Annotated in this window: 10 protein-coding genes; 6 read left to right on the plus strand and 4 right to left on the minus strand. The window is 68.0% G+C overall.

The window, feature by feature from the left end; all coding sequences use genetic code 11:
- Positions 1-22 precede the first annotated feature (22 nt).
- On the plus strand, positions 23-727 hold the full coding sequence (locus RTW82_RS20860; protein ID WP_316926326.1) for a lipoyl protein ligase domain-containing protein: 705 nt from the start codon (positions 23-25) through the stop codon (positions 725-727).
- Between the two features lie 187 nt (positions 728-914).
- Here RTW82_RS20860 and RTW82_RS20865 read toward each other — a convergent pair whose 3' ends face one another.
- The 4 genes from RTW82_RS20865 to RTW82_RS20880 all read right to left on the minus strand — a co-directional run bounded on the left by RTW82_RS20865 (position 915) and on the right by RTW82_RS20880 (position 5374).
- Positions 915-1148, minus strand: a complete 234-nt coding sequence (locus RTW82_RS20865) for a zinc-ribbon domain-containing protein (RefSeq protein WP_316926327.1) — start codon at positions 1146-1148, stop codon at positions 915-917.
- Positions 1149-1228: 80 nt separating this feature from the next.
- A complete protein-coding gene (locus RTW82_RS20870; protein ID WP_316926328.1) occupies positions 1229-3700 on the minus strand; it encodes a TonB-dependent receptor in 2472 nt (823 codons plus the stop codon).
- Positions 3701-3902: 202 nt separating this feature from the next.
- Positions 3903-4868, minus strand: a complete 966-nt coding sequence (locus RTW82_RS20875; protein WP_316926329.1) for a FecR family protein — start codon at positions 4866-4868, stop codon at positions 3903-3905.
- Positions 4868-5374, minus strand: coding sequence for a sigma-70 family RNA polymerase sigma factor (locus RTW82_RS20880; protein ID WP_316926330.1), 507 nt, complete (start codon positions 5372-5374; stop codon positions 4868-4870). Before RTW82_RS20880 ends, RTW82_RS20875 begins: the two co-directional genes overlap by 1 nt.
- Positions 5375-5598: 224 nt before the next feature.
- On the opposite strand from RTW82_RS20880, the gene RTW82_RS20885 reads away from it, so the two are divergent.
- The 5 genes from RTW82_RS20885 (at position 5599) to RTW82_RS20905 (ending at position 12163) form a co-directional block, all read left to right on the plus strand.
- Complete coding sequence (locus tag RTW82_RS20885) at positions 5599-7215, plus strand: phosphoethanolamine--lipid A transferase (protein ID WP_316926331.1); 1617 nt, start codon at positions 5599-5601, stop codon at positions 7213-7215.
- Positions 7215-7790 (plus strand): class I SAM-dependent methyltransferase, encoded by a 576-nt coding sequence (locus tag RTW82_RS20890; protein WP_316926332.1) that lies wholly within the window; start codon positions 7215-7217, stop codon positions 7788-7790. Before RTW82_RS20885 ends, RTW82_RS20890 begins: the two co-directional genes overlap by 1 nt.
- Before the next feature lie 129 nt (positions 7791-7919).
- Positions 7920-9986 carry an LTA synthase family protein gene (locus tag RTW82_RS20895; RefSeq protein WP_316926333.1) on the plus strand — a complete coding sequence of 689 codons (2067 nt, stop codon included), beginning with the start codon at positions 7920-7922 and terminating at the stop codon, positions 9984-9986.
- Positions 9987-10236: 250 nt separating this feature from the next.
- The gene (locus RTW82_RS20900; protein WP_316926334.1) at positions 10237-10638 is read left to right on the plus strand and encodes a c-type cytochrome; all 402 of its coding nucleotides are present in this window, start codon (positions 10237-10239) and stop codon (positions 10636-10638) included.
- 34 nt (positions 10639-10672) lie between these two features.
- Positions 10673-12163, plus strand: a complete 1491-nt coding sequence (locus RTW82_RS20905; RefSeq protein ID WP_316926335.1) for an aldehyde dehydrogenase family protein — start codon at positions 10673-10675, stop codon at positions 12161-12163.
- Positions 12164-12304 lie beyond the last annotated feature (141 nt).

A 12304-nucleotide genomic window follows, 5' to 3' on the forward strand; every position in this document is an offset into this window, starting at 1 on the left:
TATTCGAGGCGGTGGTGAAAGCATGCAGCGACACACGGTGGGTGCGGGGCTGGACGCGGAACGGCAACTGCTGGATCAGGTCTACGACGGGCAGCGCGACAGCGGCCTATTGTTGTGGCGCCCCCTGCATGCGGCGCTGGTGATGCCCCGGCGCATGAGCCGCCTGCCAGCCTACGAGAGCGCCCGGCAGGCCTGCCTGGAGCAAGGCTGGCCCATCGCCCTGCGCGACACCGGGGGCGAGCCGGTGCCGCAATCATCGGCGGTGCTCAACGTCGCCCTGGCCTATGCGGTGCCTCGGGAAGAAAACGAACTGACGCGCATCGAGACCGCCTATAGGCGGCTGTGCCAGCCCCTGTGCGACTGGCTCAGCGGATTGGACCTGGAACCTGGGCTGGGCGAGGTGGAGGGCGCCTTCTGCGATGGCCGCTTCAACGTCAACCTGCAGGGCCGCAAGCTGGTAGGCACCGCCCAGCGCTGGCGCCGCCGGCAACGCGACGGCCGCCACGTGGTGCTGGCCCACGGCGCCATCCTCATGGGTAACCAGCGCGAGGCCATGGTGGAGGTGGTCAACACCTTCTATCGCGAGTGCGGCCTGGACACCCGCTGCCGCGCCGGCAGCCATATCGCCCTGGAGGAATGCCGCGCCGATGCCTGGGATGCCAGCGGGCAGCTCGCCGGGTATTACCAGCGAATGCTCGAAGCAGCCGGAATCGATACCGACCTGTAGCCCGGGCTTCAGCCCGGGGGCGAGTGGGCGAATGACATTGATGGACGTCCTTGTGCACCCACCGCATGGGTTTCGCTTCGCTCTACGCCATCCTACGGAAAGCGTCATCCGCGGCGCGCATCCAGTCGCAGCCCGGCGTAGGGTGTGCTGCGCGGCACACCCTACAAGGGGGCGTGCCGCTTTCCGGTTAGCGATAGATGTAGGCAAGGGTGCCGGCGATGATGAGCGTCACGGCGACCAGGGTACGGGCCAGCCAGGGCGCGGCGAGCCAGACGCCTGCGACGCCGGCCACCTGGCCGATGTTCTTCTCCGAGAGCAGGCGCGGGTTGGCGCCGCCCTTCATCGGGTAGCCGCATTGCGGGCAGCTGGGGGCCTGGTCGGAGATGGCGCGGTTGCATTCGGGGCAGTCGATGAGGGCCACGTCGGGAACTCCTTGTCAGTGATCGTGCTGACCTTCTGACAAGGAGTGGATGACCCGGTTCAGCCGCCGGTCGTGTCGACCTAGAAGTCGAGGGTGGCCGAGACCTTGAGGGTGCGTGGCGCGCCCTGGGTCAGGTAGCCGCCGTAGGCGGATTCCCAGTAGTCCTCGTTGGCCACGTTCTCCAGCCCGGCGCGCAGGGTGATGTCGCGTTCGTCCAGCTTGAAGGCGTAGCGCGCACCCAGGTCCACACGGGTCCAGGCGGGGATGCTCAGGGTGTTAGCCGAGTCGTAGTACTGGCCGCCGGTGCGTTGCAGCAGGGCGTTGACTGCCAGCCCATTCACACCGGGCACATCCCAATCGGCGCTGAGGTTGTACTGGAACTCCGGCACGCCGACGGCGCCGTTGCCGTCGTTGGCACCCCCGGCGGTTCCCGACAGTTCGGTGTCCATCAGCGTGCCACCAGCCAGCAGGCGCAGGCCCGTGAGCGGCTCGCCGAAGACGCTGAACTCGATGCCCCGGTTACGTTGCTGGGCGTCCACCCGGTAGTAACCGTCTCCGCCGATGAGCCCCTGGGGCTGCTCGATGCGATAGATGCCGAGCTGTGCGCCGAAGGAGCCTTGGTCGAGCTTGATGCCGGCTTCGATCTGCTTGGTGCGGTAGGGCGCGAACATCTGGCCGGCGGGATTCAAGGACGCCGCCGGCGCAATCGGACCCGGGGCCAGGCCCTCGATACGGTTGGCGTAGAGGGAGATCGAGTCGGTGGCCTTGACCACCAGGCCGTAGACGGGGGTGGTGATCGAGTCGTCGTAGTCGGACGTGCGCACACCTGCGGTGGACCAGCCATCAGTAGCGATCGACTGGCGGCGGATGCCCAGGGTCAGCAGGGTGCGGTCATCGAAGAAGCCCAGGGTGTCGGAGACCGCCACGCTGCGCGCCTTGCTGGAGCCCGTTTTGCCGGGGTGATGAAGGTCGCCGTTACGAGTCGGCGTCGGCTCCGGGCTGGGGAAGGGGTCGTAGAGATTCCCTGGCAGGCGATTCCCGGCGCTGGTGGACTGGTTGGCGCTGCGGTATTCCCGCCAGTTGCCGGACAGCCCGAGGTTCACCTGGTGGCTCACCGCGCCGGTGTCGAAATGGCCGCGCAGGCCGCTGCTGACGCTGTTGCTTTCCTCATCACGCGGTGCGTACAGGCGACCGACACGCCCGGTGCCATCCGGTGCGCTGACATAAAGGGAGGAATACACGCCGTTCTCGCGGGTGTACTTGCTGCCAACCGCCAGGTAGCTGCTCCAACTGTCGTTGAGGTCGTACTCGGCGTTGAGCATGCCGTAGGTATCCTCCAGCTGCGACCAGGCCCAGGGCTGGGAGTAGCTGTGGTTGGCATCCGGCACCTTGGGGACTTTCGTCAGGTTCGAGGTCGGCGGTGTGACCAGGTAGACCACCGAGCGGCCGTCGTTGATGCGCTGCTTCTGGTAGCCGAAGTCGCCGGACAGGCGCAGGCGGTCGCCCCGGTAGTCGAGGCCGACGCTGAACAGGCTGAAGTGCTGATGCTCGTCGTCCACCGCCGTCTCGCCGTCACGCTTGGCCATGTTGACCCGCACGCCGAAGCGGTTGTCCTCGCCGAAGCGCTGGCCGAAGTCGAAGTGGCCGCCGACGCGGTCGTCACTGGCGTAATCCAGGGTCAGGCGGCGGGTGGGCGCGTCCTCGGCGCGCTTGGGCACCACGTTGATATTGCCGCCGATGCCGCTGCCACCCGGGGACACGCCGTTGAGGAAGGCGCTGGGGCCCTTGAACACTTCCACGCGCTCCACCGACTCGGTGGCGATGATCTGCCGGGGCAGCACGCCGTACAGGCCGTTGAAGGAAATGTCGTCGCTGAACAGGGCGAAGCCGCGGATCACGAACACCTGGGAGAAGTTGCCGAAGCCGTAGGACTGGCGCACCGCCGGGTCGCTGCGCAGCACGTCGCCGATGTTCTGCGCCTGGCGGTTCTCGATCAGCTCGCGGGTGTAGCTGGAGAAGCTGAAGGGCACGTCCTGCATGTCCTGGTTGCCCAGCATGCCGATGCGCGCGCCACGCGCGACCTGGCCGCCAGCGTAGCTTTCCGGCAGGCCGTCACCCCGCAGCGCGCTGTCGTTGATGGTGGTGGCGCCCAGCTCCAGGCCCGAACTGGTGGCGACCGGCACCAGGGTGTAGCCGTTGCCGCTGCTGGCCAACTGGTAGCCACTGCCGGCCAGCAGGGTGGCGAAGCCGTCCTGCACGCTGTAGCTGCCTTGCAGGCCGGGGCTTTGCTGGTCATCGAGCAGGCCTTGCTGGAAGGACAGCGGCACGCCGGCCTGGGCGGCGAAACGGGCCAGCACATGGCCCAGCGGCCCGGGGGCGATGGCGTACTGGCGCGCGGCGGCTTGTTGCGTGGCGTCCTCGGCCAGGGCCGGCTGGGCGAACGGTGCGGCGCACAGGGCGAGGCCGATGGCCAGGCTCAGGGCGTGCAACGGAATACGGGCCGGAGCCGGTTGGGTGGCGGAGCGACGCTGCTGGGGCGACCACGAAGTCATGCTGCTTTCCTGTCGACGCTTGGATGAAAGGGGTTCATCCAACACACCGGACGAAATCGAAAAAGGTGTCAGGGCACCGCGAAAATAATTCCGCGAGGCCGTGGGGCCCCGTTTCCCTGGGGTTTCGATCCGTGAGGTGAAGCGGCCTGCGGTCCTGTCGCAGGGCGTTGCGTCCGTGGGGGTTGGCGCCTGTCTGGCGGGGTCAGGCGGATGCAGCCGGCTCCAGGGTCACCCAGTAGCGGGTCAGGCTGCTGAGGGCGATGGGCAGGGTGTCTTGCAGCAGGCGCAGGCTGGCATCGGTGTCGCGCAGCGGGAAGGCGCCGGAGACGCGGATGTCGGCAATGCGCGGGTGGCAGCGCAACACGCCGGGGCGGTAGCGGCCGAGTTCATCCACCAGGTCGGCCAGGCGCATGTCCTGGGCCAGCAGCATGCCGGTTTCCCAGGCGGTGGCGGCCGGGTCCAGGGCGGTGCTGGGCAGCACGCGGTCGCGGTCGAAGGCGGCTTGTCGGCCCGCCTCGATCACCTGCGAGTCGCTGCGCCCGCTGTTGCTGACGCGTACCGCGCCTTCCATCACCGCGACCCGGCAACGCTCGCCGTCGAGGCGCAGGCTGAAGCGGGTGCCCAGCGCCTGGGCGATGCCCTGGGGCGTTTCCACCAGGAACGGACGCGGCGTGGGGGACGGGTCCTTGGCGGTGGTGATCAGCACCTCGCCGCTGAACAGCCGCAGGCGCCGGCGGGTGGTGTCGAAGGCGACGTCCAGGGCACTGGCGGTATTGAGTTGCAGGCGGGTGCCATCGGGCAGGTGCAGGTCCTTCTGTTCACCGGTGGCGGTGCGCAGGTCGGCGCTCCAGTCCTGCCAGGGCAGCTGGCGCCAGGCCGTCCAGGCGACCGGCGCGGCGAGCAGCAGCATGCCCAGGCGGGCGATGGCCTGGCGGCGACCGATGCCCTTGCGCTTGGCGTTGTCCAGGGTCTGCAGCGCCAGGCTGCCGGGCAGGTTGCGGAAGTCACCGAGGATGCTCTCGGCTCGGGCCCAGGCCTGGGCATGCTGCGGGCTGCGGTTGCGCCACAACTGGATGGCGCGGTGGTCGTCCTCGGTGGCACTGCCAGAGTGCAGGTGCACCAGCCAGTCGGCGGCCTCGCCGAGGATCTGCGGGTCGACGCGGTTCATCAGGCTGCGCTCAGGCAGGCGAGGAAGGCGTCGCGCATGTAGCGCTTGACGCTGGCCAGGGACACGCCCAGGCGCGTGGCGATCTCGGCGTAGCCCAGGCCTTCGAGCTGGGACAGGAGGAAGGTCTGGCGGGTCTTCTCGGGCATGTCGGCGAGCAGCGCCTCGATGCGGCACAGGGTTTCCAGGATCAGCAGCCGGGTCTCGGGGGAGGGTGCTTCGGGCTCGGGCAGGTGGGCGATGCTTTCCAGGTAGGCCTGCTCGATGTCCTGGCGCCGCCAGCGGTCGATCACCAGGCCCTTGGCGATATGGGTGAGCAGGGCCCGGGGTTCGTTGCCGAAATCTCGCCCGCCCCGGCGGCCCAGCAGGCGCAGGAAGGTGTCGTGGGCCAGGTCCGCCGCATCCCAGGCGTTGCCCAGGCGCCGGCTGAGCCAGGCGTGGAGCCAGCCGTGGTGGTCGTTGTAGAGGGTGTGGATCTGGCGGTTGAGGGGCTGATCGGCTGCCGACATGGGCTACTGCGTCCGTCAGGGCGGCCCGCCCTGGATGTAGATAAGAATTGATCTCATTCTATATTCGCGCCCTGAAAGCTGGCAATCGCCGCTGCTGGCCGTCGCGGCCCCTGGGCTCTGGCGGCGACGTTTCCACGAGGTTTTTTTCACGAATTCTTGACTGCCCCCTACCTAGGCTGCGAGCCGTCTCCTGCAACCCCTGCAGGGCCGGTCGAGCCCCGTCCATGCTGAAGAACCTCCGGTTGCGCCCCGAAGCCCTGACCCTGCTGGTCAGCGTCGCACTGCTGCTTTTCTACAACCTGCCGCTGTGGCGCCATGTCGCGCAGATCGTGCCCGACCCCTGGCTGCGCGTGGTCTTCGGCGTGCTGGTGGTGCTGATCTTCAACCTGGTGCTGACGCTGTTTTCCTTCCGCTGGGTGTTCAAGCCGCTGCTGACGCTGGTGCTGCTGGGCAGCGCCGGGGTGTTGTATTTCATGACCCAGTACGGCGTGGTGGTGGACATCGAGATGCTGCGCAATGTCGCCGAGACCAACGTCAGCGAGGTGCGCGACCTGCTGACCCTGAAGTTCGCCGGTTTCTTGGTGCTGTTCGGTGTGCTACCGGCCGGCTTGCTGTGGCACCTGCAGATCGGCCATCGCCCGCTGCTGCGCGAGCTGCTGAGCAAGCTGCTGGTGACGGTGGCCTGCCTGGTGGCCCTGGGCGCCATCGCCCTGGGCAACTACCAGGCGCTGGCCTCGCTGTTCCGCAATCACCACGAGCTGCGCCTGATGGTGGTGCCGAGCAACTACCTGGGCGCGTCGTTCAGCTACCTGCGTACTCACTTCGCCACGGCGGACGAGCCCCTGCGCGCCATCGGCACCGATGCCCGCCGTGCGCCCGCCTGGCAGGGCCATGCGCGCAAGTCGCTGACGGTGCTGGTGGTGGGGGAGAGCGCCCGTGCCGCCAATCTCGGGCTGCTGGGCTACGGCCGCGACACCGCGCCGCTGCTGGCGAAGCAGCAGGGCCTGACCGCCTTCACCCAGATGCGCTCCTGCGGCACCGAAACCGCCGTGTCGGTGCCCTGCATGTTCTCCAACATGACCCGCAGCGATTACAGCTACGCCCGCGCTAAATCCCAGGAAGGGCTGCTGGACGTGCTCAAGCACGCCGGCCTGGCGGTGCGCTGGCGCGACAACCAGTCCGGCTGCAAGGGCACCTGCGACCGCGTGGCCTTCGAGGACATGGGCAACGCCAGGGACCCCAGCCTGTGCGCCGGCGGTGAATGCCACGACGCCATCCTCCTCGATGGGCTGCAGGGCTACATCGACACCCTCAAGGATGACAGCGTGCTGGTGCTGCACCAGATGGGCAGCCACGGCCCGGCCTACTACAAGCGCTACCCGGCGGCCTTCGAGCGCTTCACCCCGGTGTGCCGCAGCGCGACGCTGAGCGACTGCTCGCGGGAGAGCATCATCAATGCCTACGACAACACCCTGGTCTACACCGACTACCTGCTGTCGAGCCTGATCGACCTGCTGCGCAAGAACCAGGACCGTGTCGACACGGCGATGATCTACCTCTCCGACCACGGCGAATCCCTCGGCGAATACAACCTCTACCTGCACGGCACGCCCTACGCGATGGCGCCGGACGAGCAGAAGCACGTGGGCCTGCTGACCTGGTTCTCCGAGGGCTACCAGAAGGACTTCGGCCTGGACAACGCCTGCCTCGGCAGCCAGCGCGACAAGCCGGTGAGCCAGGACAACCTGTTCCACTCCATGCTCGGCCTGCTGCAGATCGAGACCGGCGAATACCAGCGCGACCTGGACCTCTTCGCACCCTGCCGGAGGTCGGCGTCCTGATGCCTCTATCCCCCTGGTTCGGGCGCTGGCGCCAGCGGCAGATCGCCCGGCGTGCCCTCAAGGCCGCCGGCGAGCCCAACCTGGTGCTCGACCTGCCGTGCGGCCTGGGGCGCTCCTGGGCGCTGCTGGCCGAGCACCCGAACCGCTTCATCCTCGCCGCCGACCCCTCGCGGGACGTGCTCGAGCGTGCCCTGGCCGCCTGCAGCGGCCCCCTGGTGGAGCGCGTGCGCGGCTTCCAGACCTCGGTGCTGGCCATCCAGCTGCCGGAGAATGCAGTGGACAGCATCCTCTGCCTGCAGTCGCTGAGCCGCCTGAGCCCCGAGCAACGCCTGATGGCCCTGCGCGAGCTACGCCGGGTGACCCGCGACACGCTGATCCTCTCGCTGCCGGTGGACGGCAACCTGGAGGCCTGGCACTGGCGGCGCCACCGAGGCGAGGGTGCCAGCGTGCCGCCGTTGCGCCGCGACGTGCTGGAGGACGAGTTCCGCCAACTGGGCCTGCAGATCCTCTCGCACCAGGACTTCCTGCCCGGCTGGGCGATGGTGCGCACCTACGTCCTGCGCAAGGACGGGTGATGGAAAAACCGGTTACAGCTGAACCTTTCCCCTTTGCGTCACCTAAGCACTATCATCGCGCCTCTCCGGCATCCCGTTACGGGTGCCCGGCAGTTCGCATTTCCTTTCCAATTGGATGGACTCCGAGACATGAGTAGAACCCGCAACCCGCTGGGCGCCTACCGCCCGACCCTGGGCAGCCACCTGGCCTTCACCCTGTCGTGTGGCCTGGTGTTCCTGGTGATGTACACCCTGCTGCGGGGGGCCTTGCTGGTCTACAACCGCGAGTTGATCGGCGCCACCCCGGCCGCCACCTTCGTCGAGGCCTTCTTCAACGGCTTCCGCTTCGACCTGCGCCTGACCATCTACGCCCTGGCGCCGTTGCTACTGTCCATTCCCTTCGCCGGTGCCATGGCCGCGCGCCGCCTGCACCTGGTGTGGCTGACCGGCTTCGCCAGCGTCACCCTGTTCTTCGGCCTGCTGGAGCTGGATTTCTACCGTGAATTCCACCAGCGCCTGAACAGCCTGGTGTTCCAGTACATGAGCCAGGACCCGAAAACAGTACTGAGCATGCTCTGGTACGGCTTCCCGGTGGTGCGCTACCTGCTGGCCTGGGCCATCGCCACCTGGCTGCTGTTCAAGCTGTTCCAGTGGCTGAGCCGTGTGCATCGCCCCCGTGGCGAGGCGCTGGCGGGCGAGGGCAGCGGCCGCGCCGCCATCGCCCCCTGGTACCTGCGCGCCGGGGTCTTCGGCCTGGTGCTGGTACTCGCCGTGGTCGCCGCCCGTGGCACCCTGCGCCAGGGCCCGCCGCTGCGCTGGGGTGACGCCAACACCACCGACTCGGCCTTCGCCAACCAGCTCGGCCTCAACGGCACGCTGATGCTGATGAACGCCGCCCAGGCGCGCTTCTCCGAAACCCGTGACAACCAGTGGAAGGCCAGCCTGCCGGAAGGCGAGGCCCAGGACGTGGTCCGCGACATGCTGCTGACCCCGCAGGACCAACTGGTAGACGAGGGCAGCGCCGCCGTGCGCCGCCTGCTCACGCCCAATGCCGATGGCAGCCTGCCGGTGCGCAACGTGGTGGTCATCCTTATGGAGAGCCTGGCCGGACACTACGTCGGCGCCCTCGGCGGCAAGGGCGACATCACCCCCAACTTCGACCGCCTGAGCAAGGAGGGGCTGCTGTTCACCCGCTTCTTCTCCAATGGCACCCACACCCACCAGGGCATGTTCGCCACCATGGCCTGCTTCCCCAACCTGCCGGGCTTCGAGTACCTGATGGAGCAGCAGGAGGGCACCCACAAGTTCTCCGGCCTGCCGCAATTGCTCAGTGCCCGCCAATACGACGACCTGTACGTCTACAACGGCGATTTCGGCTGGGACAACCAGCTGGGCTTCTTCGGCAACCAGGGCATGCGCAATTTCGTTGGCCGCAATGACTTCGTGAACCCGGTGGTGTCCGACCCGACCTGGGGCGTTTCCGACCAGGACATGTTCGACCGCGCCGCCCAGGAGCTGAAGGACAACTACGGCAGCAAGCCTTTCTATGCGCTGTTGCAGACCCTCTCCAACCACACCCCCTATGCGCTGCCCGAGCAGTTGCCGGTGGAGCCGGTGACCGGCTTCGGCTCGCTGGACCAGCACCTCACCGCCATGCGTTATTCCGACTGGGCGCTGGGGCAGTTCTTCGAGAAGGCCAAGCAATCGCCGTACTACAAGGACACCCTGTTCGTGATAGTCGGCGACCACGGCTTCGGCACCCCCGAGCAGCTCACCGACATCGACCTGTACCGCTTCAACGTGCCGCTGCTGCTGATCGCCCCCGGCCTCCAGGAGAAGTTCGGCGCGCGTACCGACGTGGTCGGCACCCAGGTGGACGTGGTGCCCACCATCATGGGCCGCCTCGGTGGCGAGACCCGCCACCAGTGCTGGGGCCGCGACCTGCTGAGCCTGGCGCCGGAAGACAAGGGCTTCGGCGTGATCAAGCCCTCGGGCAGCGACCAGACCGTGGCCATGGTGGCCGACGGGCGCATCCTGGTGCAGCCGCGTGGTGGCGACCCGCTGCTCTACGACTACCGCCTCAACAGCGAGCAGGGCGCGACCCGCGTCGAGGACCCGGAGGCGGTACAAACCATGAGCCGTCGCCTCGAAGCCTTCCTCCAGGTGGCCACCAAGAGCCTGCTGGGCAACACCACGGGCGTCGTCGACGCCAAGTGACCCCGCCGCCCCGGAGCCGCTCCGGGGCGCATCCCTTCCCTTCACGGCGCCCTGTTCCTCGCGGAGCGGGCGCTGGCAGAACTGCCAATACGTCTGGCATGCAGGAAAAACCCCGGGCTCTCCCGAGCGGTAAGAATCGACTGACCGCCACCCCAGTGGCCGCTCCCTATGCGGGAGGGCCTTGAGGGCGGCATTTCCCGCAGGGCGCCCCGGTGTCCGTCGGGTGGCCCAGGTCATCAAGGTTCGTTGCATGCCGCCTAACAACAAGATCCGCCCGTTCCTCGCTGCCGCCTCGTTGCTGTTCCTGCTGCCGGCCCTGCCGGTTCTCGCCGATTGCGGCCAGGCCGGGGTGGAGCGGGGCGCCAATGCCTTCGCCGCCGAATGCTCGGTGTGCCACGCCGCCAGCAAGGGTGCCGCGCCGGGCATGGGGCCGAACCTGGCCGGGGTGATCGGCCGCGCCGCCGGCAGCCAGCCCGGTTTCGCCTATTCCCAGGCGATGAAGGCCCGCGCTCAGCCCTGGCAGCAGGACAGCCTGCAAGCCTTCATCGCCCAGCCGCAGGCCCAGGTGCCCGGTACCTACATGCCCTATGCCGGCCTGGCCGACGCGACGGATCGCCAGGCCATCGCCTGCTTCCTCGCCCAGTCGCACTGAGGCGCTCCGGAACTCCCATGAACGAGGAAAGAACATGAGCAAGGTTGACGTACTGCCGCAGGTCGCGGCCTTCCTGCAACGCCGCCACGGCTGCTTCATCGACGGCCAGTGGGTGGTGCCCGAAGGCGCTTCCACCCCAGTGCTGAACCCGGCCACCGGCGAGGTGATCGCCGATGTGGCGGAAGCCGACGACGCGCTGCTGGACCGTGCCGTGCAATCGGCCCACCGCGCCTTCAAGGCCGGCGTCTGGTCGGGCCTGCGCCCGGCCGACCGCGAACGCATCCTGCTGCGCTTCACCGCGCTGGTGGAGGAGCACGGCGAGGAACTGGCGCAGTTGGAAACCCTGAGCCAGGGCAAGTCCATCAACATGGCGCGGATGCTCGATGTCAGCGCTACGGTGGAGTTCATGCGCTACATGGCCGGCTGGGCGACCAAGATCGAGGGCCAGAGCCTGGACGTGTCCATCCCGCTGCCCGAAGGCGCGCGCTTCACCGCCTTCGCCCGTCGCGAGCCGGTGGGCGTGGTGGCCGGCATCGTGCCCTGGAACTTCCCGCTGATGATCACCACCTGGAAGCTGATGCCGGCGCTGGCCTGCGGCTGCACGGTGGTGATCAAGCCGGCCACCGAGACGCCGCTGACCGCGCTGCGCCTGGCCGAACTGGCGCTGGAGGCGGGCATCCCGCCGGGCGTGTTCAACCTGGTGACCGGGGGCGGCGCCACCGTGGGCAATGCCCTGGCCTCGCACCCGCTGATCAACAAGGTGTCCTTCACCGGCTCCACCGCCGTGGGCAAGAGCGTCGGCGCGGTGGCGGTGCGCAACATGACCCGCTTCGCCCTGGAGCTGGGCGGCAAGAACCCGATGATCATCCTCGCCGACGCGGACATCGACAAAGCCATCGGCGGTGCGCTGCTCGGCGGCCTGCTCAACCAGGGCCAGGTCTGCGCCGCGGCGTCGCGCTTCTACGTGCAGCGCTCGCGTTACGACGAGTTCGTCGAGAAGCTGGCCGCCGCCGTGTCCGGCATGAGCATCGGTGCCGGCATGGACTGCACGGCAGCCATCAACCCGCTGGTGTCGCGCAAGCAGCAGCAGGGCGTGCTGCGCCATATCGAGCTGGCCCGCAGCGAAGGTGCCCGGGTGGTCACCGGTGGCACGCCGGTGGACAGCGAAGGCTTCTACGTGCGCCCCACGGTGCTGGCCGATGTCGACCACTCCATGACCGTCTCCCGCGAGGAAGTGTTCGGCCCGGTGCTGTCGGTGATCCCCTTCGACGACGAGGAGAGCGCCATCACCATGGCCAACGACAGCGAATACGGCCTGGCCGCCAGCCTCTGGACCAACGACCTGACCAAGGCGATGAACCTGGTGCCGCGCATCGAAGCGGGCACCGTGTGGGTCAACGCCCACGTGCTGCTGGACCCCAACATGCCGTTCGGCGGCGTCAAGCAATCGGGCATGGGCCGCGAGTTCGGCCGCACCGTCATCGAGGCCTACACCGAGCTGAAATCGGTGTGCATCGCCCACTGAGCAAGTGCGACACCCTCCTAATTCACAGGCCTTCGGGCCTGTTTTTTTATGGGGTGGAGTCATTCCTCGCCTGTGTCGACGGCTCGCTCTACGCGACGCGAACTCGGTCCCCGGTCATAACCAAATCTGTTGGCCTGGCCC

This window comes from Pseudomonas sp. zfem005 (assembly GCF_032621735.1).
Classification (GTDB): Bacteria; Pseudomonadota; Gammaproteobacteria; order Pseudomonadales; family Pseudomonadaceae; genus Metapseudomonas; species Metapseudomonas solani.